We start from the raw sequence: 26672 nt of genomic DNA, 5'->3' as shown, positions 1-26672 counted from the left end.
GGTCTCACTTCCGCCGCCGACGACAACACCAAGCCCGCCTCAGCCACTACAAACGACGCGGCTACCCACTCACCTAACTGCCGTTGCAGTACTAGTGCGCGCACGAAGGCGACGGCGTCGGCGGCCATGGCCTCGACGCTGTCGGGCGTGGCGCCGCCCGAAGCACCCACTCCGCGCAGGTCCACCAGGATGACCCGGCGCTCGGCGGCGAGGCCGTCGACCACGGTGGGATCCCAGTCGTCGAGGTTGGCCGTGAAGTGGTGCAGCAGGACGACCGGAACGCCCGATCCGGTGCCGACCTCCCGGTAAGCGAAGGCCGTTCCGTCGACGTCGACCGTCCGGGTGGGGGCGTCGTTGTGGCTTGCAGACATGTCGGTCCTCGTACCTCTCGTGGCTTGTGGCAGCGACCCATCATGGGATAACGGTCGCTATATAACGAACGCTATCGTATGGTGGTCGCAGTGTGAAGGCAAGTGGGGAAGACGAGGACTCGACGTGCGCTACCCGAAAGACCACAAAGAGACGGCTCGCGCCGCGATCCTGACCGCGGCCGCTCGCCCGCTGAAGGAGAAGGGCTTCCACGGAGTCGGTGTCGACGGCCTCGCGGCGGCGGCCGACGTGACGTCGGGCGCGATCTACTCCAACTTCGGCAGCAAGGAGGCGTTCCTCGATCAGGTGGTGGAGGAGCAACTCGGTGCCGAGTTCACCGTGATCGAGGCCGACGACCCGGGTGAGCGCCGACGTCGTCTCGTGGAGTTCCTCCACTTCTACCTGAGCGACGAGCACTGCGCGGAGGTCGCGGACGGGTGTCCCATGCCGGCGCTCAGCGGAGACGTCTCGCGCGCGAGTGATGCGGTGCGGGAGACCTACGAGCGTCGGATGGCGGCCCTGGTCGAGTTGCTCACTCCGGCCATGCCCGGCGCTCAGGAGGAGCAGACAGAACGTGCGTGGGCACTGGTCGCCTCGGTCGTCGGCGCCGTCACGATCGCACGCGCTCTCCCGCCGGGCGAACGAAGCCGGGCCGTGCGGGCCGCCACGCTCCGCTGTGTCACCGCCGCGATCGACGGCGGTGGCAGCACTTCTCCGTGATCGGCCGGACGAACGGGCGTGCGCAGGAGGATGACCGGGCCGGAGCCGCCGGTTATCCTCTCCGGACACCGCCGCCGCGAGGCGAGCTGACGGCGAAGGCGAGGCTCGCTGTGGACATCCACCCGACCGCCGTTCCCCTGGGGTGCGTTGTCGACGGGCTGGCCGGCTTGTGTTCGGCGCCGGGTGCGACGGCGCGCCAGCTCGAACGCGAGGTTCGCGCGGTGGTGGTCTCGGATCCCACGGACTCGGTCCAGAACGCCGGTGCGGGCAGCGGGCACATCGTGGTTCTCACCGGTGTGGACGGGTCCGAGCCTCCCGGCCCGGAGGGGATCCGACTGCTCAGTGCGGGCGTCGCGGCTCTCGTGCTCAAGGCGAGCACCGAGCTCGACCGCGCCTGGCGAACGGATGAAGGCCCCGCCGTGCTGGTGGCCGAGCGGACGGTTCCGTGGCTGGATTTCCTTTCCGCGATCTCGCGCATGGTCGGGATGAATGCCGTTCCGGGAGCGGCCGGCGCCTCGTTGTCGGAACTCGTGGACGACCTGGCCGGCGAGGTCGGCGCGAACATCCTGGTCGAAGACATCTCGGGCCACGTGCTCGCACACTCGGCCGGGGGTGAGCAGATCGACGACTGGCGGCGCGACGCGATCCTGGCGAAGCGGTCCGTGTGGCCGACATCGGTTCTGCTCCGGCGGCACGGAGTGGAACCACGGGCGATGGCGGGAGGCACACCCGTCCGGTTCACCATGCCCGGAGCGCGAGACCGGCTTGTGGCCGAGCTGCCCGGAGATCGAGCGGTGAGCGGTTATCTCTGGGCTGCGCTGCCCGGGCCGGAGCTGACCGAGGACGAGATTCGGGCACTCGCGGAGCCGATCCGCCGGGCGACCGCCGCGATGGGGCGGGCGGTGTCCCTGCTCGGGACCAGCCGGCGCGCGGAGTCGGCGCGGCGTACCGCGCTGGTGCGTTCGGCGCTCGAGCACCCCGATGCCGCGGCTCTCAACCGGATCGGGTTGGCACCGGCTTCTCGGGTCGTCCTGTTCGCAGCGCGCTATCCGGCTCCCGCAGGCAGTCCGGACGAGCTCGATCGGCTCCGCGCCCGGCTCGAGACCGACCGGGAATCCCGTATGGTCGTCGCGCTCGACGATGTCGTCGTCGTCCTCGACCGGGCCGACGAGAAGCTGCGGGACCGGACAGGTACCTCCATCACCAACGCAGGCGCGACGGCAGCGGTGGTCGAAGGCCCCGCAACGGAACTTCGGGCGCTGCTCGAACGCGCGCGTGCCGTCTTGGCGGAGGCGCCGGGACTTCCTCGGCTCTACGAGCCTGGCCAGGTGTGGGGTGCGCTGTGCCTGCGGGCTCTCGCCGCACGCACCGGCGACGACCCGTGGGATTCGGGCGGTGCACTGCCGCTGCTGCACCACGACGCGGAGCACGGCACCGCCTACGTTCTGACCCTTCGCCGTTATCTCGAGCACTTCGGCGACGTCAAAGCGACTGCGCGTGGGCTCGGGGTGCATCCCAACACGGTTCGGTACCGCCTCGGGGTGATCCGGAAAATGCTCGATGTCGACCTGGACAATCCGAGCAACCGGCTGGTTCTGCACCTCCAGCTCGCGGTACTGGAACGGCGGGGCGCCGGACTCGCTCCGGCGCCCCGTCATCAGTCCCGAGTCGCGCCGAGCTCGTCGAGGACGGCCGGCTGAGCGGATCGGACCGGCTTCCGGCGACGCGACTGGTGCACCGCGCCCAGTGCGCACGCGACGACCGTCACTCCGATGCTCATCACCGTCGACCCACGGTTGCCCGGATCGACCAGGAAACCCACCAGCACGGCCAGCAACGCGCCGACCACCGCGATCCCCAGCACCGGGTGTCCCCACATCCGGATGCGGAGCGCGGCCGTTTCGGTTGCGGTCATGCGAAAGCGCGCCTTGAGCTGTGTCAGGGCAATCGCCAGGTAGACGACGAGCGCCATCCCGCCGATCGAGCTCAGCAGGAAGGAGAAAACCGTCTCGGTCGGCAGGAAGTAGTCGGCCGCCACGGTGACAAAACCACCGCAGGACGCGGTGAGGATCGCCAGATGCGGTACGCCGCGCTTCGTGGTCCTCGTCAAACCGCGCGGTGCCTGCTGGTGCGTCGCCAGTCCGAACACCATTCGCGAGCTGGCGTAGATGCCCGAGTTGAGGTTCGAGAGCACGGCGGTGACGATGGCGATCTCCATGACCGCGGAGGCGCCGGGTATCCGCAGGTGTTCCAGCACCGCGACGAACGGCGCCGTCGCGACGGCCGGAGAGCCGGCGGGCAACAGGGTCACGATGATCGCGATCGATCCGATGTAGAAGATCAGGATCCGCAGCACGACCGAGCGCATCGCCTTCCGCAGCGTGCCGGCCGCGTTTTTCGTTTCGCCGGCTGCGACCGTGACGACCTCTGTGCCGAAGTAGGAGAACATCACGACGAGTGCGGCCACGACGACACTGCCGATCCCGCTGGGGAAGAATCCGCCGTGCCCGGTCAGGTTCTCCAGCCCGGGCGAGGACGTCCCCGGCAGGATCCCGAAGACGGCGAGCACGCCGACGGCGAGGAAGGCGACGATGGTCACCACTTTGACCAGCGCGAACCAGAACTCGAGCTCGCCGAACAACCCGACCGCCACGAGGTTGACGCCCGTCATCACCACCATGAAAAGCAGAGCGAACGACCACGGCGGAACGGCCGGCACCAGATCGCTGAGGATGGACGCCGCCGCGGTCGCCTCGAAGCCCGCGGTCACGATCCAGATGTAGGCGTAGACGTACCCGACCGCGATCCCCGCCCACGCACCGAATTCACGAGTGGCGTAGGCCGAGAAGGACCCGGTGTCGGGCGAGTGGACCGCCATTTCGGTCAGCATGCGCATGATCAGCACGACGAGCAGTCCGACGGCGGCGTAGGCGACCAGGACGCCGGGGCCGGCCGTCTTGATCGCGCTCCCGGACCCGACGAAGAGACCGGCCCCGATCACGCCGCCGAGCGAGATCATGCCGACTTGCCGAGAGTTGAGCCGGCGCTTCAGGCCGGCTCCGGAGTCTTCGGTTGGTTCGCCCATCTTGTTCTCCTGGCTCTGTGCTGCACCGGTCGTCAGTGCAGGATTCGAAAGCCCCCCTTTGAGCTGGTCCTGGCGGCCCTCAGACCGCGACCGAAATCCCCGTTCCCGGGCGCACGTTCGTGAACTCCGCCGCGATCCCGGCCGGCAGGCCCACCCCGAGCCCCGGTGCTCGCGGGGGCGCGACGGAACCACCCGCGACCTGCAGAACGCCATCGAGCAGCCCGGTCATCAACGGGTTGTCGTAGGTGCAGAACTCCACGAGCTCGATGCTCGGATTGGCGAACGCCGCGTGGTAGTTCGCCATGATCGCGATCGCTGAACCCCAGGTGTGGGGTACCACTCGGAGGCCGTGCGACTCCGCCAGCGTCACGACCGCGTTGAGCTCGCCGATCCCGCCCACGATCGTCGCGTCCGGTTGCAAGACGTCCACTCCGCGGCTGTTGGCCAGCGCCCGGAACTCGGCCCGGGAGGTATACGTCTCCACCCCGGCGAGGGGAACGTCGACTTTGCGGCGCAGCTCGGCGTACCCGGCGTGGTCATCGGCCGGGCGGGGCTCTTCGAACCACTCAGCGTCCAATGCCGACAGACGGCGTCCGATCTGGACCGCTTCACGAAACGTCCACGGCGTCGCGACCGTGCCCTGCGCGCCGTCCAGCGCGAACCGCGTTCCGGGCCGGAGAACGTCGGCGACCCGATCGAGCAGCTCGAGAGTCTCTCGCACCGTCGGCCGCGCCCGGACCTTGATCAGGTCGAAGCCGGCCTCCTGCTGAGTGCGCACCTGCTCGACGACGGCGGAGACGGTCGGGCCCAGCCCGGTGCTCGCGTAGGCGCGAATTCGCTCGTGGGCCAGGCCTCCGAGCAGCTGCCACAACGGCACCTGCTGCTCCTGGGCAAGCAGATCCCACGCCGCCACCTCGAGGGCGGAGATCACTCCCACCGGCAGGCCGCCGCGAGCCCAGAACCTGGTGCTCCGGACGAGCAGGTCACGCAGCGCGGCGGCGCTGCTCAGCCGCTTGCCCACCACCAGCGGCCGCATCGTTTCGACGATGCTGCTCACGGCCGTCACGGCGGCCGTCGCCTGGGTCACCTCACCGAGGCCGATCAGACCGTCTTCCGTCTCGACCTCGACGATGGCGTGGTCGAACCCGTGGAACACACCTCCCAGCCACGGAATCGGTTCCGGCAGAGGCGCGCTCAGGGCGGCGAGGCGTACGTCTGTGATCTTCACTCTCTGGACCTTTCGACACCGGGCGGAGGGCTCACAGCTGAACGGACGGAGTATGCGGAGTGTCGAAGGCCCAGGTCATTCGCCTGTGTCACAGGAAATGGGGTGAGCTTCTTGTGCGGATTTCCAAACCACCGCCGGGGTTCTCGGCACGCGGCCAGTGATCTGCCGCGAACCAGACAGGGGCTGATCAGTCGGGTGCGTACTGCCTCAGCACCGCGTCGGCCAGGTCGACGAGCGCCGTGCGGAGCTCCGGTGGTGACACCACCTGGATGTCGCTGCCGTACCCGATCAGCTGCACGGCGCCTTTCGCGGCCGATTCGATCGGCAGCTCCGCCAGCACCCAGCCCCGTTCGTCGCGAGAGCCCCGGCGGACGGCGTCGGCGAGGCCGCTGTCGCTGAGGTCCGGCAGCCGTGCGACGAGCTCGGGAGCGACCCGGAGGTGCGCGGTCGCGGTGATGCGCCGGCGATCGAAGTCGGCGAGGTGGTGCTGCCAGAACTCGGCGAGGTCGAACGAGGCGACCCGCTCGAAGGTCACGTCCTCGATGCGGAGGTCCAGGATGTTGCTCACCCGGTAGGTCCGCAGTGGTGGCGTGGTGGCGCGCGTGCGGTCGGCGGCGACGAGGTACCAGACGCCGTTCTTGACGACAAGGCCGTGCGGATCGAGGGTGCGGCGCACTTCGCGTGGTTCGGCCCAGCGCCGGTAGGTCACGTGGACCCGCCGGTTCGTCAGCAGCGCGTCGGCGAGCGCGGGCAGAGCCGCGGGGGTGGTCGCGTAGCTGTACCAGGCGGGCAGGTCGAGCAGAAAGCGATCGCGCAGCCGGTTCGCGCGCTCCTCGTGGTGGGGCCCGAGGGCGGCGAGCAGCTTCACCTCGGCCGAGCGGGCCTGGTCGGTCAGTCCGAGTGAGGCCGCCGGCGCCGGGAGCCCGATGAGGAACAGTGCCAGGGATTCCTGCGAGGTCAGGCCGGTGAGTGTGGTGCGGTACCCGTCCACGAGCCGGTAGCCGCCTCCGCGCCCGTTCTCGGCGTAGAGGGGCACGCCCAGCTGGGACAGCACTTCGACGTCGCGGTACACGGTGCGCATCGAGACGCCGAGGTGGCCGGCGAGTTCGCGGGCGGTGGCGGTGCGGCGCGACTGCAGCAGCAGCAGGATCGACAGCAGGCGCCCGGATCGGACGCCGGACTGGTTCATCGCACCAAAGCTGCCACAGGGTGTCAGCGTTGGCCAGCAGACTGGCCCGCATGACGCAGACAGAGCGACGCCCCGCCTACGACTTCGACTTCTTCACCGGAACCTGGCGGGTGCGGCACCGGCGGCTGAGCTCACCGCTCGACAGCACTTCGGACTGGATCGAGTTCGAGGGCACCACGAACGCGCGCACCCATCACGGCGGAGCGATCCACGTCGACGAAGTGTCGCTCGCCGAGCCGGGCCACTACGGCTTCACCCTGCGCACGTACGACCAGGAGCGGAACGAGTGGACGATCCACTGGGTGAACAGCCGGGTCGGCCGGCTCGAGCCACCGGTGCGAGGGCGGTTCACCGACGGCGTCGGGACGTTCTACGGCACCGACGAGGTGGCCGGCCGGCCGGTCCAGGTGCGGTTCGTGTGGTCCGGGATCTCCGGCACCGCCGCGCGCTGGCAGCAGGCGTTCAGCGTCGACGGCGGGACGACGTGGGTGGACAACTGGGAGATGCGCTTCACCCGGGCGACAGCGTGACGGACTTTCCGCGCTCCGCGGTCGTCGATCTGCGCCAGTACACGCTCCGGCCCGGTCGCCGCGACACCTTGATCGAGCTGTTCGACCGCTGTTTCGTCGCCGGCCAGGAGGACGTCGGCATGCATGTCGTCGGGCAGTTCCGCGATCTCGACGACCCGGACCGGTTCGTGTGGCTGCGCGGCTTCGACTCGATGGCCGCCCGCGGTGCGAGCCTGCCGGCCTTCTACGGCGGGCCGGTGTGGCAGGCGCATCGGGACCGGGCGAACGCCACCATGGTCGACTCGGACAACGCGTTGCTGCTGAACCCGCTCCGGCTGGCCGACGGGTATCCGCGGTTCGGGACGACACGCGATTCCGCCGCGCGGCCGCGCTCGGTGGTCGGCATCACCGTCGTCCACCGCGGCGAGCCGATCGACGAACCGTTCCGCGCGTTCGTCCTCGGCTCGGTCGTGCCCGAACTCGCGGCGGCCGGGGGCACGCCGATCGCGGTGTTCGTCACCGATCCATCCGGCAACAACTTCCCGGCGCTGCCTCTGCGCGACGAGCACGTCGTCGTGTGGATCAACCGCTTCGACGACGACGCCGCCTACCGCGCCCACCACACCCGCCTCGCCGCGTCGGCCGGGTGGCGTGAGCGCGTGCTGCCGGTGCTCGGGAAAAACGCCGGGTTGCCCGTGCAGCAGCTGCGGCTGCGTCCCACCGCGGGGTCACAGCTGCGCTGACTCCGGCCGCGGACCGAGGCCGAGCCGCGTTCCCCGGTCCTTCTCGGTGGCAACGGCAGCGGCGGAGAAGAGCGTGGCCGCGGCGAGGCTGCCCCAGAGGGCGGCCGAGCCGTGGGCGGCGAGCGCCGTGATGACCGCCGGGGAGAAGGCGAGGCCGAAGCCGGTGGAGAGCTGGAAACGCGCGAGGGCGCGGCCCAGGACCGGGGCCGGGGCGAGCGCGGTGACGAGTGCGGTGGCGCTGCCGGCGTAGATGATCTCGCCGATGGTGCAGACCACGGACACCGCGGCGATGGCCGGGGCACCCCAGCCGTGTCCCAGCGAGGTGGCCGCGAGGAAGCCGAGGTAGGACGCGGTCAGGACCACGCCGGCGAGCGCCAGCACGATCCGCCGGGAGAAGCGCGACAGCAGGACGGTCACCGGGACCTGCAAGGTGACCACCAGCACCGTGTTCGCCACGAAGAGGGCGGCCGACCACACCGAGGAGGCGTGCAGCTGTGTCACCAGGACCAGGGGAAGCGCGATTTCGGGGACGTTGAGGCAGAAGACGTAGACCACGTTGGCGGCCAGCAGCACGCGCATCCGAGGTGCGGGCCGGCCGTCCCCGGCCTCGGCCGGGGTGGCGGCCGGCTGCGTGCGGAGATGGACCGACCAGGCCAAGGCCGCCGCGGCCAGATAAGCGAGCCCGGTGACGACGGCCAGCACCCGCAACGCGGTGGTGCCGCCCGTCAGGCAGGCGGTGGCGAGGAGCGCGCCCACGCCCAGCCCCGCGTTGCGCAGCGCGCGGCCTCCCGCAAGGGCCGCGTCGCGTTCCCGGCCGTGCGAGACCGTGGCCACGAGGGCGGCGTGGGCGGCCGGCCAGGCCTGGTTGCCGATGCCGAGGAAGAGCGCCGCCATCGCGAACAGCCAGACGTGCTCGGTGGGGGCGGCCAGCAGCAGCGCCACACCCAGCACGCGCACCAGCATCGACGCGGCCACGACCGTGCTGCGTGCGCCCTGGTCCAGCCATCGGCCGACCGCAGGCATGCACACCAGACCCGCGACGGCGCCGGCCGTCATGGCGATGCCGGTGACCGGCGGGGAAAGCCTGAGCACCGTCACCCCGTAGAGCAGCAGAAACGGCCGCAGCAAGCCGGTGCCGAGCGCGTCCACGGCCAGGGCGACGGTATAACGAGGGCCTCCGGAGGCACGGACCAGGGCGCGCGGCCGGATCTTGGTGGTGGTTCCCATGGCGCCCACGGTGCGCCCGGCCGCCGGGTCCACCGCGTCGGTTGACGGACCCCGTCAACCGACGCGGCCGTCGGCCGTCCGACCGGCGAGAATGCGGGGATGACGTTGAGGATCGACATCGGCGGCCTGCCGTCCAGCCGGCTGCGGTTCGCTGCCTCCCCGCTGGCCGAGCTGACCGCGATGCTGCACGTGCTGGCCGAACCCGGGCATCACCCGCGGCTCGCCGGCTGGGCCGGGGACGTCTGGGCCGGGCTGCCGCCGGAGCTGGCGGAGCGGCTCAAGGAGGCGGAGTTCCTCTGGCGGTCCTCCCGAGCCGATTTCCTGGTCCCCGCTCGTCCCCGGCCGACCCTCGCCGAGGAGCTGGACGAGGTGGACCGGATCGACGACGAAACCTATGTGACCGCCGCGCTCATCACCACGTGCGGCAGCAACCGGGTCCACTTCGCCGCGCCGTCACCCCTCGCCGACGCGACGGCGCGCGAGCGGGCGCTGGACCTCGCCCAGGCCCGCGGCGCGCTCCAAGAGGCCTTCGCGGAACGGCTGCTCGCGGACCCCGCCGCCGTACGGGCCCGGGTGCGGCACACCCTCGAACAGTGCGCCGAGGCCTTCTTCGACGCCGCCTGGGCGAGCGTCGCCGCGCAACTCGCCGCCGACGCGCGCCTGAAGAACGACCTCCTGACGCGCCGGGGCATCGGGGCCGCGCTCGCCTCGGTCTCCGGCGCCGTCACCCTGGCCCCGGACGGCACCTGCATCGTCGTCGACAAGCTTCAGGACAACGCGACCACCGCCCACGGCACCGGGATCACCTTCCTCCCCAGCGTCTTCGGCCGCCCGCACCTGGTGGCGGTCCACGCGCCCGGGTGGCAGCCGGTGGTGCAGTACCCCGTCGCCGAGGCGGGCCCATCGGAGCCGGTCTCGCTGGAAACGGTCACGCTCCGGCTGGAAGCCCTCGCCCATCCGGTGCGGCTGCGGCTGCTGCGCACCCTGGCCCGCGGCCCGCACACCACCGGCGAGCTGGCCCATGCCTGGGAACTTTCACCCCCGGAGGTTTCGCGCCACCTCGCCGTCCTGCGTCGCGCCGGCCTGCTCACGACCCGCCGGCACGGTCGTTACGTCCGATACACCCTCAACCTGCCCGACCTGACGGCACTGGGAGCCGACCTGCTGGCGGCCGTCCTGCGCTGAGCGGCTTCGCTCCGCCGGCACGCCGGGGCCGGTCAACTGCCGTCGAGGAGCCGGTTTCCGAGGTCGGTCAGTACGCCGCGCCGCAGCGCGTCAAGCCGTGTGAGTCAACGGATGCGTTCGCCGGTCTGGGTGCAGGAGTAGCCGCCGAGTTCCTCGACGCGCGTGCGGAAGGCCGGGTCGGCGAGCAGTGTCCACAGGGGAGCCAGCAGGTCGTGCGACACGTCGGCGGCGCGCAGCACGAGATCGTAGGGCTCCTGCGCCACGGGCACGAAGTCGAGGCCGAAGGCGCGGGCCGCGGCGAGGATGCCCAGCCCGGTGTCGGCGCGGCCGGCGGAGACCGCGGCGGCGACGGCGAGGTGCGTGTGCTCCTCGCGGGCATAACCGGGGATGGCGGCGGGGTCGATGTCGCGGCGGGCCAGTTCGTGGTCGAGCAGGGCGCGGGTGCCGGCGCCGCGCTGGCGGTTGACGTAGCGCACGCCGGGACGGGTGAGGTCGTCGATGTCCTTGAGGCCCAGCGGGTTTCCGGGCGCCACGAGAAGACCCTGGTCGCGGTGGACGAGCCGGATCACCGCGGCGTCGTCGCCGAGCAACCGCTCCACGTAGGGCAGGGTGTACTCGCCGGTGGCCGGGTCGAGCAGGTGTGAGCCGGCCAGGTGGCAGAGCCCGTCGCGCAGGGCGACCAGGCCGCCGAGGGAGCCGACGTTGGAGGACGCGAGTGTCACCAGCGGGTCGGTGGCGCGCAACGCCGAGGCCGCGAGGTCGAGGACGAGGTCGTGCGAGCCGATCGCGACGATGGTCCGGTCGATCTCGGCGAGCCCGCGCAGCAGCTCCACCCGGACCTCGGTCCCGGCGTGGTGTCCTTCGACGCCGGCCGGGACGACGAGCAGCCCGTCGGCGCGGACGAGCGAGGTGAGCACACCGGCGCCTCGTGGGAGCGGGGTCGCGACGACGTGGTCCTGCACGCGGCCGAGGCGCACCCGCACCCAGTCGTCCATCCCGACCACCGACGGCAGCTTCCGGGCGAGCCGCGCGGTCGTCGAGGGCCGCTCACGCGGTGCGGCGCCTTCGAGCTCGGCCAGCAGCGGCGCGGCGAAGATGTCGAAGGTCAGCGCCGCGGAGACGGGATAGCCGGGAACTCCGAGAATCGGCGTGCCCTTCTCGCCCGCCACCGTCCCGAGCACCACGGGATGCCCGGGCCGCACCGCGACTCCGTGCACGGCAACGGTTCCGGCCTCGGCGACCACGCGGGCGGTGTAGTCGTCGCGGCCCGCGCTGGATCCCGCGATGAGCATGACCAGGTCGGCCTCGGCCGCGGCCGTGCGCACGGCCGCGGCGATGGCGGCCGGGTCGTCGGCGACGATGGCGGTGACCCGGACGTCGCAACCGGCCTCGCGGGCCTGTGCGGCCAGCATGACCGAGTTGGTGTCGGCGATCTCGCCCGGCCGCAGCTCGGTCCCGATCGGCCGGATCTCGTCGCCCGTCGGGATGATCACGACGATCGGCGCCCGCCGCACGGACAGCTCGAGGACACCGGCGGCGGCACTGGCGGCGGCGTCGACCGGCCGCAGCCGGTGGCCCTCGGGCAGCAGCAGCTCGGCGGCGCTGATGTCTTCGCCGATGGAGCGCACGTGCTGGTACGGCGGCACCGCGGTGCGCAGCTCGGCGCCGCCGGGCGTGTGGTGGACGTGTTCGCGCATGACTACCGAGTCGTACCCGGGCGGCAGCGGATCACCCGTGTCGACGACCTCGAAGTCCGTCACCACCACCGGCGTCGTCTCCGACGCCCCGACGGTGTCGGCCGCCCGCACGGCGATGCCGTCCATCCCGGACGAGTCGAACGCCGGCGAAGACCGCCGCGCCCACACCGGTTCCGCCGTGACCCGGCCGACCGCCTCGCCGACGGGGACCCGGATCGTCCCGACCCGGGCCGGGCATCCGGCGGCGGCCCGCGCTTCCCGCCAGGCGTCGTGGGCCTGGGCGGCGGGGACATCGGAGATGAACGGGCTGTTCATGCGTACAGCGTGACATCGACGTCCAGGCCGCTGTCCAGCCCGGTCGCCGGTTCCGGGACGACCACGTACCCGTCCGCGCGGGTGAGTACCGACAGCAAGGCAGACGGCCCGAACAGCGGCTCGGCGACTCCGTCGCGCAAGCGCACCTGCACCACGTCGAGCCGCCCGGCGGCCGAGGCCAGATCCCGCGACAGCCGCGCCCGCGTCGACGGCCGGGCGGGCGGGATCTCGCAGCCCCCGAGCCGCCACAGCAGGGGTATCCCGATCTGCCCGAACACCACCAGCGCGGACAGCGGATTGCCCGGCAGGCCGATCACCGGGACCCCGGCGCACTCGGCCAGCAGCGTGGGCTTCCCGGGTTTGATCGCCAGCCCGTGACACCACACCTCGCCGACCGCGGCGACGGCGCCCGCGGTCTCGTCCCGGGCCCCGACCGACGACCCGGCCGACACGACCACCAGATCCGCACCGGGCAGGACCGCGGCCAGCTTGTCCTTCAACGCCCCGGGCTCGTCCGACACGATGCCGGCGACGACCGGCTCGCCACCGGCGTCGAGCACCAAGCCGGCCAGCGCGGACGCCGTCGCGTCACGCACCTGGCCCGCGCTCAGCGACGAGGCCTCCGGCGCGACCACTTCGTCACCGGTGGAGATGATCACGACCCGCGGCCGTGCGTGCACCGACACGGTCACCACGCCTGCGGCGGCCAGCAGACCCAGGTCCGGCGCCCGCAGCGGCCGCCCACCCGGAACGAGCGGTGCGCCGGCGGCCACGTCGTCGTCGGCGCGCACGAGGCCGCCGCCCGGCGCGACCGGCCGGGTCACCTCGATCGTGCCCGGCATGGTCTCGGCGGTGAACTCGACCATCACCACCGCGTCCGCCCCGTCGGGCAGCACTCCGCCGGTCGGCATCGCCACGCACCCGCCCGGCCGCACGGACACCTTCGGCGCCGCGCCCATCCGCACGGCGCCGAGCAGGTCCAGATAGGACGGCAGGCCGTCGGAGGCGCCGTAGGTGTCCGCCGCCCGGACCGCGAAACCGTCCACTGTGGACTTGACGAACCCGGGCAGGGCATGCGGCGCCGGGATGTCCCCGGCCGGCACCCGGTGCAGCGCCGCGGGCAACGGGACGGTCTCGACCGCGGTGCGGTGCGCCGGGCGGAACCCCGCGAGGGCCTCGGCGACGGTGCGGGTGGTGAAGAACTCGCGTCCGCTCACCGATCCGGCTGGTCCTTCGCGCCCTCGGGCTTCGGGTGCTCACGAGCCGCGGCGGCGCCCTTGGCCAGGCCCAGCACGGACACCACGGGACCGAGCGCGACCTGCCCCAGCCCGCAGATCGACGTCTTGCGCATGGCCTCTTCCAGCTGCAGGATCCTCCCCCGCCCGGAATCGTCCAATTCGGACTCCGAGTCGAGCACCCCGCGCAGCAGCGTGTGCGCCTTGGTGGAGCCGACCCGGCAGGGCACGCACTTGCCGCACGATTCGTTGCGGAAGAACCGCAGCACGTTCGTCGACGCGGCCAGCAGGTCGGTGCCCTCGGCGAGCACGACCAAGGCGCCGGAGCCGAGCATCGTGCCGGCCTCGGCCAGCGAGGCGAAGTCCAGCCGCAGGTCGAGCTGATCGGGACCGATGAAGTTGGACGACGCCCCACCCGGCTGCACCGCGCCCACCGGGGCACCGTCCAGCACACCACCGGCGGCGTCGATCAGCTCTCGCACGGTGGTGCCCAGCGGCACGCAGTAAACGCCCGGGTTGGTCACGTGCCCGGAGACGGCGAAGAACTTCCAGCCGGTCGAGTCGCCGATACCCTGCGCCTGCCACCAGTCCGCGCCCCGCTGCAGGATCACCGGCACGTCGGCGAAGGTCTCCACCGAGTTGATCAGAGTGGGGCGGCCGTGCAGGCCGTAGTTGCCTGGGAACGGAGGCTTGTTGCGCGGTTCGCCGCGGTGGCCCTCCATGCACTCGAGCAGCGCCGTCTCCTCGCCGAGGATGTAGCCGCCCGGGGAGACGAACAGGTCGAGGTCCAGCCGGCGCCCGCTCCCGCACGCGTCCGGCCCGATCACCCCGGCCTCGCGCAGCGCGGCGATCTCCTCGCGCAGCACGTGCTCCTCGGGACCGTACTCGTGCCGGATGAACACCCAGCCCTGCTCGGCGCCGACGACGGCCATGCCCAGCAGCAGCCCTTCCAGCACCAGGTGCGGCTGCTCGGCCAGGATCTGCCGGTCCTTGAACGTGCCCGGCTCGGACTCGTCGGCGTTGCAGATGGCGTACTTCACCGTGCCCGGCTGGGCGCCCGCGACCAGGCTCCACTTCTGCCCGGTCGGGAACCCGGCGCCGCCCATGCCACGCAGCCCGGAGTCCTTCAGCGTCGCCACCACGGACTCGGCACTGATCTCGCCGGCCAGCAACGCGCGCAGCGAGCGATAGCGATCGCCCACCCCGGAACCGCGCGGGTACGGGTCGTTCGGCCACGGCTCCTCGCGCCGCACCGCCGACGCGTGCCCGACTCCCCCGCCGCGCGCGGCGGTGACCAGGGTGTCCACTTCGGACACCGGCGCCGGGTGCTCGTTCACCGCGGCCGCGGGTGCGGCGTCGCAGCGGCCCAGGCACGAGACCTCGACCAGCTCGACGTCGGTGTCCTCGCCGTACCGCTGCTTGATCTCCTCGATCCGCTCCTCGCCCGAGCGCAGCCAGCACGACAGGTCGTGACAGACGCTGATCTGCACCTTTTTCGGCGGCGTGGTGCGGAAGTGCGGGTAGAACGAGATCAGGCCCTCGATCTCGTACCGGGGCCGGCGCACGTCGCGGGCCAGCTCCTCCAGCTCCTCGCGCGGAAGCCAGCCGAGCCGGGCCTGGATCGCGTTCAGCGCCGGGATCAGCGACGGGCCGGGAAACTTGCCCGCCCGCGCCTCGACGCCGGGCACCCGCTCGGGACTCAAGGTCATTCCGCGACTCCTGCCGCCGTGACGGATTCCGTGTGTGCCGCGCCCAGGGCCTCGACCTGGATCGCGCAGAACTTGAACTCGGGGATCTTCCCGTACGGGTCGATCTCGTCGATGGTCAGCAGGTTCGCCGCCGCTTCCCGGAAGTGGAACGGGATGAAGCAGTTCCCGAGCTGTTCGCGGTGCGAGATCCGCACCTGCAGCTCGATCACCCCGCGCCGCGACCGCACGCGCGCGAGTTCACCGTGGGCCAGGCCCCGGTCGGCGGCGTCCTTCGGGTGCATGTACACCTCCGGGATCGGCGCGATCGAGTCCAGCGCGAACGAGCGCCGCGTCATCGACCCGGTGTGCCAGTGCTCCAGCAGCCGGCCGGTGTTGAGAACCAGCGGGTACTCCGCGTCGGGGAGCTCCTTGGCCGGCAGCCATTGCGCGGCGACGAGGTGGGCCAGGCCGTCGTCGGTGTTGAACCGCTCGTCGAACAGCACCACGGTGCCGTCCGAGTGCTCCGGATCGGCGTTGGGGTAGAGCTTGCCGGACAGGCCGAGGTTTTCGTGGCGCAGGTTCTTGTACGAGGGCATCAGCGCGACCATCTCGTCGAAGATCTCGCTGGGGCCCGAGTAGTTCCAGTCCAGGCCGATCCGCCGGGCGATGTCCTGCACGATCTCCCAATCGACCCGCGCCTGCCCGGGCGGGTCCATGACCTTGCGGCCCAGCTGCACCCGCCGGTCGGTGTTGGTGTAGCTGCCGTCCTTTTCCAGGTAGGACGACGCGGGCAGGATCACGTCGGCGAACTCGGCGGTCTCGGTGAGGAAGATGTCCTGCACCACGAGGAAGTCCAGCGCGCCCAGGGCTTTGCGGACCTTGTTGATGTTCGGGTCGGACAGGAACGGGTTCTCCCCGAGCATGTACATCCCGCGCACGCCACCGGGTTTGAGGACCGAGCCGATGATCTCGGTGACGGTCAGCCCGCGCTTCGGATCCAGCGTCGTGCCCCACGCCTGCTCGAAGCGCTGCCGGGTGCCGTCGAGGTCGACGCCCTGGTAGTCCGGGTAGAACATCGGGATCAGGCCCGCGTCCGAGGCGCCCTGCACGTTGTTCTGGCCACGCAACGGGTGCAGGCCGGTGCCGGGCCGGCCGACGTTGCCGGTGATCGAGCACAGCGCGATCAGGCAGCGGGCGTTGTCGGTGCCGGTGGTGTGCTGGGAAATGCCCATCCCCCAGTAGATGACGCCCGCGCCCGCCTCGCCCCACTCGCGGGCGACCTCGCGGATCAGGTCCGCGTCCACGCCGGTGATCTGCGCGGCGCGCTCGGGCGGGTACTCGGCGACCGTGCGCGCGAGCTCGTCGTAGCCGGACACGCGCTCGGCGATGAACTCGCGGTCGATCATCCCGAGCCGGATCACCTCGTGCATGATCGAGTTGTAGAACGCGACGTCGGTGCCGGGCTTGACCTGGCAGTAGTAGTCGGCGTGCTCGGCCACCGTGCTGGCGCGCGGGTCCACGTACACGATCTTGGTGCCGCGCCGGCGGGCCTGCTTGAAGAACGAGCTGGCGACCGGGTGGTTCGCCGTCGGGTTAGACCCGGTGATGATCACGATGTCCGCGTTGGCCACGTCGCCGTAGGTCGTGGACACCGCACCGGAGCCGACCCCCTCGAACAGCGCCGCGACCGAGGAGGCGTGACACAGCCGCGTGCAGTGGTCGACGTTGTTCGTGCCGAACCCGGCCCGGATCAGCTTCTGGAAGAGGTAGGCCTCCTCGTTGGAGCACTTCGCCGAGCCGAACCCGGCGATCGCGCCCGGCCCGCCGGTCGCGTGGATCTCCTTGAGCCGCCGCGCGACCAGGTCGAGCGCCTCCTCCCAGGTCGCCTCGCGGAAGTGCGGCATGACCTCGTCGTAGTCGACGAGCCCGCCCGGCTTGCGCCGGCCGTCGCGGCCGGGCTTCTGGCTCCGGCCGCCACCGCTGCGGTTCCCGCCGCCACCGCCACGCCCGCGGTCGTTCTCGGCGTCGCCCCGCACGTCCGCGGACAGCGGGCCCTTCGGGTACGACGAGTCGACGCGGATGAGCGGTGTGGTGAGCCGCTGGGGAGAGGCGGCGTAGTCCCAGCCGTAGCGGCCCTTCACGCACAGGCGGCTCTTCGACCCGGGCTGGTCGCGGCCTTCGGCGAACGAGATCGCGCCGCGGTCGCGGTCGACGTAGTAGGTCAGCGCGCAGCCGACCCCGCAGTAGGGGCAGACGCTGTCGACGGCGTCGAGCTGCTCGCGGGGCTGGATCGGGATGAGGTTGATCGGCTTGTTGGTCAGCGCGCCGGTCGGGCAGGCCTGCACGCACTCACCGCACGTGACGCAGGAGCTGGAGCCCATGGGGTCGTCGAGGTCGAAGGCGATCTTCGTCGAGTAGCCCTTGCCGGAGCGGCCGATCACGTCGTTGCCCTGGATGTCGTCACAGGCGCGCACGCAGCGGTCGCAGAGGATGCAGGCGTCGTGGTTGACGCCGATGACCGGGTTGGACAGGTCCGTGCCGCGCCCGGAGCCGCAGGGCAGGTCGGTGGTCTCCTTGGCGACGTCGAAGCGGTCGGCCAGCTCCAGCAGCAGGTTGTCGCCCGTCGTGGTCTGCTTGGGGTCCTCGGCGCGGTCCGGCTGGTCCGACAGCAGCAGCTCGGTGAGCGTCGCGCGGTTGCGTTCCAGCTCGGGCGTGCTCGTCTTGACTTCCATGCCGTCCTCGCACGGGCGCACGCACGCGGCGGCGAACACGCGGCCGCCGGTGTCGACCACGCACATCCGGCAGACGCCGACGGGGTCGTAGCGCTCGTTGTGGCACAGCACGGGAATGTCGACGCCGGCCTGCTTGGCCGCGTTGTAGATGCTCGTCCCCTCGGGCACCGTCACGGAGTGGCCGTCGATCGTCGTGGTCACCGTACGCACCGCTGTGGTCGGCTCATCGACTGTCGTCATCACTGACCTCCGCCACAAGCGAGCGTATGTCGTATACAACATACCTCGTACAGTCAGGCGTCGAGGAGGAGTTCGGGGAGATCGCTCGCGCGCACCCGTCCTTCCTCATCGAGCCCACGGGCAACGTAATAACTGTCGACCATGGCCTGCAACTGCTCTCCGGTCAACGTCGCGGCGCGACCGGACGCCAGCTCCAGCGGCGTTTCCAGCATGCGGGGCGGCAGGGTGTCGTCTTTCGCGGTGGCCCCTTCGCGCTGGTTGAACGCCCGCTTCGCGCGCACGATCCGCGCGGCCGTGGCACGCAGCTCGGCCGAATCCACCGACCACCCGGTGACCAGGGACAACAGCGTGGCCCACTCGGCGAACGGATCCTCGAACACCCCGCGCAGGAACTTGCACAGGATCATCGAGTCCATCACCGCGGCCCGGTCCTCCGTGCCGATCGCCGCGCCGACGTGGGCCGTGCCGCCACGGAACCGGTTCACCTCGCCCGAGAGGTCGGCTTCGTAGGCGCCGGAGCGGTTGTGGTCGGCGCCGCGCGCGTTCACCGCGAGGCCCAGCGCCATCGACTGCAGGCTGCGCGGCTCGTAACCGGGCAGCTCCAGGCCCTTCACCTGCGGGGCGAAGCCGAGCGAGCCGTGCCCGACGATCCCGGCCGCGCGCCGGGACCCCTGGGCCAGCAGCTCGCCCAGCCCTTCCGCACGCGCGCCGATCGCCTCGAGCGCCCGCAGCAAAGCGGCGCCGTCACCGAAGTTCAGCCACGGTTCGTCGATCAGGCCGCGCTCGACGCACTCCATGGCCCACGCGATGGTGCCGCCGGCCGAGATCGTGTCCAGGCCCAGCTCGTCGCACTTCGCGCTCGCGGCGAACACGTCGTCGGGATCGGAGACCCCGCACAGCGGGCCGAGGGCGAACACGTTCTCGTACTCCATCCGCTGACTGCCGCCGCCCTTGCGGGAGTAGATGTGCTCGCAGCCGATCGAGCAGGACGCGCAGCTGTTGCGGGCCACCCCGCGCAGCTCGTGCAGCTCCTCGGCGGCCAGCCTCGGCGCGCCGGCGAAGGTGGCCGCGGTGAAGTTGCGGGTCGGCAGCGTGCTGACCGCGTTGAACGCCAGCAGGTTCGCCAGCGTGCCCAGTTCGCGGTACTTCGCCGTCGCCGGGCCGAAACTGCGCCGCCGCAGATCCTTCGCCGCGGCCAGCACCCCGGCCTGGTCCGCGACGGCCACCTTCGTCGCCGACCGCACGAGAACCGCCTTGATGTTCTTGGCTCCCAGCACGGCCCCGAGGCCGCCGCGCCCGGCGTGGCGGCCGTCGTGGCTGATCGTCGCGTAGCGGACCTGACGCTCCCCCGCCGGCCCGATCGCCGCCGTGCGCCAGCCCCGCCCGAACCGCTGCCGGGCCCGCGTTTCGGCGTCGGCCGCGGGCAACCCGGCCAGCTCCGGCGCCGGTTCGAGGCGCACCCCGTCGCCGTCGACGAGCAGCACCGACAACCGCGCGGCGCGGCCCCGGATGAGGATCGCGTCGTGCCCGGTCAGCTTCCCGGCGATCGCGAACTGGCTCGACGCCAGCGCGTCGGTCAGCAACCCGGTCAGCGGCGACTTGGCGACCACCGCGAACTTCGCACTGGTGGTGAGCGGCGTGCCCACGAGCGACGAGAACACGAATGCCAGCGGCGCTTCCGGCGCGAGCGGATCCACCCGCGGCGGCGCGAACCGGTGCAGCAGCCACGTGCCCAGCCCGACACCGCCGAGGTACGCGCGCAGCACCCGCTCGTCCAGCTCGCACGTCTCACCGGTCGCCGCGTCGTCACCGACGTCGACGATCAGTGCCCGTCCGAAAAAGCCTCCCGGCGCCATGCCCTCGACTGTAGGCCCGTTGGCGGGGTTGTGGCGCGGTCAGCCGCCGGCGTCTGCCGACAAGAACGCCACCGAATCCCCGGTCACGAGCGGCAGCAACGGATCCCGCGTCACCTGGTCACCGTTCACCGCGGCGACCACGTGCCGGTCCAGCGCCAGGCCCGCCAGCTCGGCGGCCGCGCCCAACGTGGCCGCCCTCGCGGTCTGCGGCCGGTGCCCGTCCTTGCCCGCCAGCGCCCCGAACCGCTCGATCGTCACCTCCGGCGCGGCACGACCCCGCACCTCGGCGTAGTCCTCCGGCGTGTTCACGTTGATCACGGACTCCAGCTTCGGATCGAGCCGGGCCAGAGTCCGATCGTCGAGCAGCTGCGCGTCGTCGAGCTGGGTGACGGCGCAGTGCTTGAACAACATTCCCGGCCGCAGGTCGCCCTCCCCGATCAGCTTGGTGATCAGCCCGGCCAGCGACGTCCGGTACCCGGCCGCCAGCGGCTGCCGGAATCCCCGGGCGAACGGCATGAGCATGTCCGCGCCCGTCTCCGCCAGCCCGCGCAGCACGCGCCGCACCCACGCGGGATGCAGCAGCGGCATGTCCGTCGAGCACACGAACGCGACCTCGGCCCTTTCCGCCACCGCCGCCAGCCCCGCCGCCACGCCCTGCATCGGCCCGAGGCCCTCGACCGGATCCTCGACCACCGCGACCCCCGCCGGCAGGCCGGGCAGCTCCTGCCCGGCCGCCGCGACGACCACCACCGGGCCGTCGATCGCGCGGCCCAGCACCGCGCACGTCCGGTACAGCAACGTCGAGCCGTGCCACTCCAGGCCCGCCTTGGGCCGGCCCATCCGGGACGAACGCCCTCCCGCCAGGACCACACCCGCCTCGCTCCGCATCTGACGGAGGATAGCCGCGGGCCACGGACGGTGGCGAGGACCGACGGCCTGCCGGCGAATGCCGGTCAGGTCGCCGGTCGCACCGGCCGGTGCCGGTTGCCGGGGATCGCGGCGAGGAGCTCGCGGGTGTACTCGTGGCCGGGGCTGGTGAACAGGTCCTCGGTGGTACCGGTCTCCACGATCCGCCCCTGGCGCATCACGGCGACGTCGTGGGCGATCTGGCGGACGACGGCGAGGTCGTGGGAGATGAACAGGTACGCGACACCGGTGTCGGCTTGGAGCTCGGCCAGCAGGTCGAGCACCTGGGCCTGGACGGAGACGTCGAGTGCCGACACGGGTTCGTCGCACACCACCAGGTCCGGGGACAGCGCGAGAGCCCGCGCGATCGCGACGCGCTGGCGTTGCCCGCCGGACAGTTCGGCCGGGCGGCGGGTGAGCGTGGTGGCAGGGAGCGCGACGCGGTCGAGGAGGTCGCGGGCGCGCGCGAGGCGGGAGGCGCGATCACCGACCCCGAAGGCGCGCAACGGTTCCGTGATCACCTCGCCGATCGAGAACCGCGGATCCAGTGAGGCGTAAGGGTTCTGGTAGATCAGCTGAGCACGCCGGCGCAGCTGCCGCACGGCGGCGCCGCGGGCGGTGGTGACGTCGGTGCCGGCGAAGCGGATCTCGCCGGCGGTCGGGTCGGTCAGGCGCAGCACCAGCCGCGCGGTGGTCGACTTGCCGGAGCCGGACTCGCCGACGAGGGCGAGCGTGCGGCCGCGGTGCAGGGTGAAGCTGACGTCGTCGACGGCCCGCAGGGTCCTGGCCGGGCCCGAGACGCGCGGCAGCCGGAACTCCTTGACGGCGTTGCGGACTTCGACCAGCGCGGCGGCCTCGCTCGGCGCCGGTGCCGAGACGCGGGGGTGGGCCGTGGTCAGGCTGGGCGCGCTGGCCAGCAGCCGCCGCGTGTACTCGTGCCGCGGTTCGGCCAGCAGCCCGGCGGCGGGGCCGGTCTCGACGACCCGGCCCTCGGACATCACCACGATCCGGTCCGCCCGGTCCGCCGCGACGCCGAGGTCGTGGGTGACCAGCAGCACCGCGGTGCCCGACTCCTCCGTCAGCCGCTGCAGGTGGTCGAGGATGACGCGTTGCACGGTCACGTCGAGAGCGCTGGTCGGCTCGTCGGCGATGATCAGCCGCGGGTTCGCCGCGATGGCCACGGCGATCAACGCGCGTTGCCGCATGCCGCCCGACAGCTCGTGGGGGTACTGGCGCGCGCGGGTGGCCGCGTCCGGGAGGCCGGCCCGGTCCAGGACGTCGATCGCGGCCGGCCACGCGGCGCGCCGGCTCGCCAGGCGGTGGATCCGCAGCACCTCGGCGACCTGGTCGCCGATGCGCTTGACGGGGTTGAGCGACACGGTCGGGTCCTGGGGAACGAGCCCGATCTGCGCGCCGCGCACGGTCCGCAGCTCCCGCTCGGACAAGGCCGTGAGCCCGTGCCGGCCGAAGCGGACCGTGCCCGCGTCGAGGTGACCGTTGGCCGCGAGCAGCCGGATGATCGCGTGCGCCGTGGTGCTCTTGCCGGAGCCGGATTCACCGACCACCGCGACGACCTCGCCGGCGCGCACGTCGAGGTCCACCCCGCGCACCGCGCTCACCTGCCCGCCGCGCGTGCGGTAGGACACCGACAGGCCACGCACCCGCAGCAGCGGTTCGGGCCCGGTCATCGCTGCCGCGCCCATTCGCCGTCCAGTGCCCGGGCGATCCGGTTGGTGGCCAGCACGGTCACCGCGATCGTGAGGCCCGGCAACGCGGTGAGCCACCACGCGTTGGCCAGGTAGTTGCGTCCGTCGGAGATCAATGTGCCCCATTCCGGCGCCGGCGGCGGCGCTCCGTAGCCCAGGAAACTCAGCGAAGACACGGCCAGGATCGCCGTGCCGATCTCGACCGTGGCCAGCACGACCACCGGGCCGATCGCGTTGGGCAGCACGTGGCGCAGCAGCACCGAGTACCACCGCACCCCGCACGAGCGGGCGGCCTCGACGAACACCGCCTGGCGGGCCCGCAGCACCTCGGCGCGCATCACCCGGGCGAACCCGGCGATGCTCGCGATACCGACGGCGATGGCGACCTTCACCGTGCCGTAGCCCAGCGCGGTGACCAGCGCCAGCGACAGGAACAGGGCCGGGATCGAGAGCAGCACGTCGACGAACCGCATCAGCACGTCTTCGACCCAGCGCCCGGCGAACCCGGCGACCAGCCCGAGCAGCCCGCCCGCGACGAACGCGACGGCGAGCGCGATCAGCGTGGCCTGCAACGAAAGCTGCGCGCCGTGCACGACCCGCGTGAACACGTCGCGGCCGAGCTCGTCGGTGCCGAACCAGTGCGCGCCGCCCGGAGCCTGGAACAGCTGCTCCGGCGTACCGCGCAGCGGATCCTGTGAGGTGAACAGATCCGGCCAGAACGCGGCCAGCACCACGAGGACCACCACGGCGACCGAGGCCACCAGGCCCGGCCGGCGCAGGAGGAACCGGCCTACGCCACGGCGCTTTCCCGGCACCCCGCCGAAGCCGGCCGGCTCGGGACCGAGCACGGCCCCGGCCGCGACGTCGTCGACAAGTCCCTGGCTCACGCGACCACCACCCGTCTCCCCGACGCCATCACGATCCGCGGGTCCAGCAGCGGGTAGACGAGATCGACGACGAGGTTCACCACCACGAAGACCAGCGACCCGAACACCACCACTCCCTGGACCAGGGGAATGTCCTGCACCGTGACCGCGCCCGCGGTCACCCGGCCCAGCCCGTCGCGCGAGAACACCGTCTCGATCACCACCGAGTTCGCCATCAGCTGCCCGGCCAGCAGCCCGACGACGGTCAGCGCGGGCAGCGAGGCGTTGCGCAGCGCGTGTCTCAAGTGGATCCGCGCACGCCCGGCGCCTTTCGCCTTCGCTGTCTCCACGTACGCCTCGTCCAGTGCGGTGAGCAGGCTCTTCGCGAGCACCTGGGCCACGATCGCGCCCGTGGGCACCGCCAGTGCCACGGCCGGCAGCACCAGCCCGCGCACCCCGTCGCCCCCGAACGCGGGGAACAGCCGCACCCGGAAGGAGAAGAGCTCCACGAGCATCAGCCCGATCCAGAACGTCGGCACCGACACCCCCAGCGGCGGCAGCGACAGCAGCAGCTGACGCAGCCACCGGTGCGTGGTGTAGGTCGCCAGCACCGCCAGTCCCCCGCCGAAGACCACCGCCAGCAGCAGCGCCGCCCCGGCGAGCGCGAGCGTCTGCGGCAACGCTTCGGCGAGCGTGGCCGTGACGGGGCGGCCGGTGGAGATCGAGTCGCCGAAGTCGCCCCGCACCGCTCTGCCGAGGTAGTCGAGGTACTGCAGGATCACGGGTTTGTCGAACCCGTACTCGTGGCGCAGGCGGGCCAGTTGCGCGGGGTCGACCGGACCCGAGTCCGAACCGGCACCCGCCATCGCCGACACCGGGTCGCCGGGCAGGAAGTCCAGCACGAGGAACGAGATCGTGTAGGCCGCCCACAGCACACCCACCGCCTGCGCGATGCGGCGGATCACGTAGCGACGCATGGCGTTTTCACCTCCTGGGCCGGTGATGTCCTGGGGCCGGTCAGCTCAGCCACGTGTCGTGCAGCTGGATCCGGCTGGAGGCCTCGAAGTCGAGGTCGTGGACCTTGGGCGCGACCCCGAGCTCGGTCTGCAGTTCCACGACGGGGATGACGTAGGCGTGGCGGACGACGTCCTGCTGCGCCTGCGCGACGACCTGCTTGCGCTGCGCGGAGTCGGTCGTCGCCGCCTGCTGCGTCAGCAACGCGTCGAGGCCGGTCGCGGGGATGCGGTAGACGTTGGCCAGCTGCGTGGAGTACTGGCCGCGCAGGATGTCCGGGTCCGCCCGCGTCAGGTTGCCCCACAACAGATCGAAGTCACCGGAGGTCTGTGCCTGCGCGAGCTGCGCGATCGGCAGCTGCTTGAGCACGACGTCGACCCCGACGGCCTTCAGCTGCTGCTGCACCAGCTCGAGCGCGGGCTGGTTGGTGGCCGCGTTGGCGAACCACACCAGGTTCAGGCTGAGCCGGGCGCCGTCGCGCTGCCGGATGCCGTCGCCGCCGGGCGTCCAGCCGGCGGAGTCCAGCAGTGCCTCGGCTTTCGCGGCGTCGAAGGCCAGCGCCGGGCCCTGGTCGGCGTAGTCCGGTGTCGTGTGCGAAAGGACGCTGGTCGCCGGGCGGGTCCCGGACGGGAACACGGTGTCGACGATCTGCTGCCGGTTGATCGCGACCTGCAGCGCCTGCCGCACCCGCTCGTCCCGCAGTGCCGGACGGGAGTTGTTCACGCCGAGGTTGAACACCGCGCCCGGGTTGGCCCGGGCCGGCAACGTCACACCGGACGCTTTCAACGCGGCCTCGTCGGCTTTGCCGACACTGCCGATCGCGTCGACCTGACCGGACTGCAGGCTGCCCTGGCGCACCCCGGCCTCCGGCACCACCTTGAACACGACCTGGTCGAGGTAGGCCTCGCCCTTCTTGCGCCAGAGCGAGGAACCCCAGTCGTAGCCGGTGCGCTTGGCCAGGGTGGTCGACTGGTTCGCCACGTGCTGCTTCAGCACGAACGGACCGGACCCGATCACGCCCTGGCTGCACTTGTCCTGCGGGCGTTTCTTCGCGCTCGCCGAGGATTCGATGCCGAGGGAGAACGTGGAGGTCGCCTGCAGGAACTGGGCGTTGGGCCGGCTGAACCGCACGCGGACGGTGCTCGGGTCGACCACCGTGGTGGCCTGGACACCGCTCAGGTAGCCCTCGGCGAGGACCCCGAGGGCGCCCAGTTTCGGCACCGCGTCGAAATTGTCCTTGACCACCTGCGCGGTCAGCGGCGAGCCGTCGCTGAAGGTCACCCCCGAGCGCAGGTGGAAGGTGAACGTGGTCGCGTCCGGGCTGATGTCCCAGCTCTGTGCCAGCCACGGCACGATCTTCCCGGTCGCGGGGTCCTGGTCGGTCAGCGAGTCGACGATCTGGCGCAGCGAATAGATCGTGTCGTTGCTGCTGACCTGCTGCGGATCCACGCACCCGGCGTCCGAGCCCACCGCGAACGTCAACGTGCCGCCGCTGCGGGGCGGGCCGCTCGCGGTGCTCGTGGCGCCGCCTTCCCCGCAGGCACTCAGCGTCAAGGCACCCGCTGTCGCCAGCGCGGCGAAGGCCGCGCGTCCGGTCCGGCGCCGGTGAAGAGACGGTCTCACGGTCGGATACTCCTAGCTCGTCGAAGGCACGGCGGAACACGGCGTCGTGTCTCGCGGCCGGATCACGCCGATGTCGGGGGATTTCCCACGACGGGAAAGAAAGTGTCCCCGCAATTCCGGCATCCGCACCGAGCCGGATTTCCCGCCGGTGTCCCGGATGCCGCTCGCCGCGAACTCTAACGAGCGTTTCTCTCAACGGTCAACGCCGACGGACAAGCCCGGAAATCCTCCCACCAGACGAGATCCGGCCGCACAAAGAGATACTTCGGCCGGTGCGCGAGTTGTTCCGTTCCCGACTGGACCGCGGAGACCACTGTGGACAGTCACTCCGGCTCGGCGTAGTCGTGCACGATCCGCCGGAACGCCCTGCGCTCGCGGCGCGACAATGGCGGGCTCGGCACATCGTCCGGTGCCGGGCGGGGCGCGGGCACGACGAACCCCACGTCGAAGGGCGCGGACGGAGGTGCGAGCACCCAGCCGCACCCGGTGATCGCTCGGGCCCACGCCCGGATCGCGCGCTTCATGGTCATCAGCCTCCC

21 protein-coding genes are annotated in these 26672 nt (G+C 71.7%); 5 read left to right on the top strand and 16 right to left on the bottom strand.

The features are described 5' to 3' along the window. Nucleotides 1–371: alpha/beta fold hydrolase (locus AB0K15_RS21370; RefSeq protein ID WP_364052899.1), on the bottom strand; the 371-nt coding region annotated here is incomplete at its 3' end. A 124-nt stretch (nt 372–495) separates the two neighbouring features. Here AB0K15_RS21370 and AB0K15_RS21365 point away from each other — a divergent pair. Further along, nucleotides 496–1089 (top strand): TetR/AcrR family transcriptional regulator, encoded by a 594-nt coding sequence (locus AB0K15_RS21365; RefSeq protein WP_364052896.1) that lies wholly within the window; start codon nt 496–498, stop codon nt 1087–1089. A 419-nt stretch (nt 1090–1508) separates the two neighbouring features. Further along, nucleotides 1509–2789 (top strand): helix-turn-helix domain-containing protein, encoded by a 1281-nt coding sequence (locus AB0K15_RS21360; protein ID WP_364052893.1) that lies wholly within the window; start codon nt 1509–1511, stop codon nt 2787–2789. Here AB0K15_RS21360 and AB0K15_RS21355 read toward each other — a convergent pair. From AB0K15_RS21355 to AB0K15_RS21345, 3 genes are all read right to left on the bottom strand, one after another. Continuing rightward, the gene (locus tag AB0K15_RS21355; protein WP_364052890.1) at nt 2747–4174 is read right to left on the bottom strand and encodes an amino acid permease; all 1428 of its coding nucleotides are present in this window, start codon (nt 4172–4174) and stop codon (nt 2747–2749) included. The genes AB0K15_RS21360 and AB0K15_RS21355 overlap by 43 nt on opposite strands. Nucleotides 4175–4253: 79 nt before the next feature. Continuing rightward, nucleotides 4254–5402, bottom strand: a complete 1149-nt coding sequence (locus AB0K15_RS21350; RefSeq protein ID WP_364052887.1) for a mandelate racemase/muconate lactonizing enzyme family protein — start codon at nt 5400–5402, stop codon at nt 4254–4256. 187 nt (nt 5403–5589) lie between these two features. After that, nucleotides 5590–6591 carry a WYL domain-containing protein gene (locus tag AB0K15_RS21345; protein ID WP_364052884.1) on the bottom strand — a complete coding sequence of 334 codons (1002 nt, stop codon included), beginning with the start codon at nt 6589–6591 and terminating at the stop codon, nt 5590–5592. Nucleotides 6592–6641: 50 nt separating this feature from the next. On the opposite strand from AB0K15_RS21345, the gene AB0K15_RS21340 reads away from it, so the two are divergent. Beyond that, entirely contained in the window at nt 6642–7121 is a 480-nt protein-coding gene (locus AB0K15_RS21340) for a hypothetical protein (RefSeq protein WP_364052881.1), read from the top strand. Continuing rightward, on the top strand, nt 7118–7843 hold the full coding sequence (locus AB0K15_RS21335) for an NIPSNAP family protein (RefSeq protein ID WP_364052878.1): 726 nt from the start codon (nt 7118–7120) through the stop codon (nt 7841–7843). The genes AB0K15_RS21340 and AB0K15_RS21335 overlap by 4 nt, the downstream gene beginning before the upstream one ends. Here AB0K15_RS21335 and AB0K15_RS21330 read toward each other — a convergent pair. Further along, on the bottom strand, nt 7829–9070 hold the full coding sequence (locus AB0K15_RS21330) for an MFS transporter (protein WP_364052875.1): 1242 nt from the start codon (nt 9068–9070) through the stop codon (nt 7829–7831). The two genes, AB0K15_RS21335 and AB0K15_RS21330, sit on opposite strands and share 15 nt — an antisense overlap. Before the next feature lie 99 nt (nt 9071–9169). On the opposite strand from AB0K15_RS21330, the gene AB0K15_RS21325 reads away from it, so the two are divergent. Next, entirely contained in the window at nt 9170–10255 is a 1086-nt protein-coding gene (locus AB0K15_RS21325) for a helix-turn-helix domain-containing protein (RefSeq protein ID WP_364052872.1), read from the top strand. A 104-nt stretch (nt 10256–10359) separates the two neighbouring features. Here the strand turns inward: AB0K15_RS21325 and AB0K15_RS21320 are convergent, their stop codons facing one another. From AB0K15_RS21320 to AB0K15_RS21270, 11 genes are all read right to left on the bottom strand, one after another. Further along, a complete protein-coding gene (locus tag AB0K15_RS21320) occupies nt 10360–12267 on the bottom strand; it encodes a molybdopterin biosynthesis protein (RefSeq protein ID WP_364052869.1) in 1908 nt (635 codons plus the stop codon). Then, the gene (gene glp, locus AB0K15_RS21315) at nt 12264–13484 is read right to left on the bottom strand and encodes a gephyrin-like molybdotransferase Glp (protein ID WP_364052866.1); all 1221 of its coding nucleotides are present in this window, start codon (nt 13482–13484) and stop codon (nt 12264–12266) included. Before glp ends, AB0K15_RS21320 begins: the two co-directional genes overlap by 4 nt. Continuing rightward, on the bottom strand, nt 13481–15211 hold the full coding sequence (locus AB0K15_RS21310; RefSeq protein ID WP_364052863.1) for an NAD(P)H-dependent oxidoreductase subunit E: 1731 nt from the start codon (nt 15209–15211) through the stop codon (nt 13481–13483). The genes glp and AB0K15_RS21310 overlap by 4 nt, the downstream gene beginning before the upstream one ends. Next, a complete protein-coding gene (fdhF, locus tag AB0K15_RS21305) occupies nt 15208–18162 on the bottom strand; it encodes a formate dehydrogenase subunit alpha (RefSeq protein ID WP_364052860.1) in 2955 nt (984 codons plus the stop codon). The genes AB0K15_RS21310 and fdhF overlap by 4 nt, the downstream gene beginning before the upstream one ends. Before the next feature lie 53 nt (nt 18163–18215). Further along, a complete protein-coding gene (locus AB0K15_RS21300) occupies nt 18216–20018 on the bottom strand; it encodes an aldehyde ferredoxin oxidoreductase C-terminal domain-containing protein (protein WP_364052857.1) in 1803 nt (600 codons plus the stop codon). 39 nt (nt 20019–20057) lie between these two features. Continuing rightward, nucleotides 20058–20906 (bottom strand): molybdenum cofactor guanylyltransferase, encoded by an 849-nt coding sequence (locus tag AB0K15_RS21295; RefSeq protein WP_364052854.1) that lies wholly within the window; start codon nt 20904–20906, stop codon nt 20058–20060. A 65-nt stretch (nt 20907–20971) separates the two neighbouring features. Further along, the gene (locus AB0K15_RS21290; protein WP_364052851.1) at nt 20972–22627 is read right to left on the bottom strand and encodes an ABC transporter ATP-binding protein; all 1656 of its coding nucleotides are present in this window, start codon (nt 22625–22627) and stop codon (nt 20972–20974) included. Beyond that, nucleotides 22609–23517 (bottom strand): ABC transporter permease, encoded by a 909-nt coding sequence (locus tag AB0K15_RS21285; RefSeq protein WP_364052848.1) that lies wholly within the window; start codon nt 23515–23517, stop codon nt 22609–22611. Before AB0K15_RS21285 ends, AB0K15_RS21290 begins: the two co-directional genes overlap by 19 nt. Continuing rightward, the gene (locus AB0K15_RS21280) at nt 23514–24473 is read right to left on the bottom strand and encodes an ABC transporter permease (protein ID WP_364052845.1); all 960 of its coding nucleotides are present in this window, start codon (nt 24471–24473) and stop codon (nt 23514–23516) included. Before AB0K15_RS21280 ends, AB0K15_RS21285 begins: the two co-directional genes overlap by 4 nt. A 40-nt stretch (nt 24474–24513) precedes the next feature. After that, nucleotides 24514–26133: an ABC transporter substrate-binding protein gene (locus tag AB0K15_RS21275; protein ID WP_364052842.1), complete on the bottom strand. Its 1620-nt coding sequence runs from the start codon at nt 26131–26133 to the stop codon at nt 24514–24516. A gap of 323 nt (nt 26134–26456) precedes the next feature. Next, entirely contained in the window at nt 26457–26657 is a 201-nt protein-coding gene (locus AB0K15_RS21270; RefSeq protein ID WP_364052839.1) for a hypothetical protein, read from the bottom strand. Between the last annotated feature and the right edge of the window lie 15 nt (nt 26658–26672).

It is taken from the genome of Amycolatopsis sp. NPDC049253 (assembly GCF_040678995.1).
Taxonomy (GTDB): Bacteria; Actinomycetota; Actinomycetes; order Mycobacteriales; family Pseudonocardiaceae; genus Amycolatopsis.
This window is presented reverse-complemented; position numbering and strand designations above follow the sequence as displayed.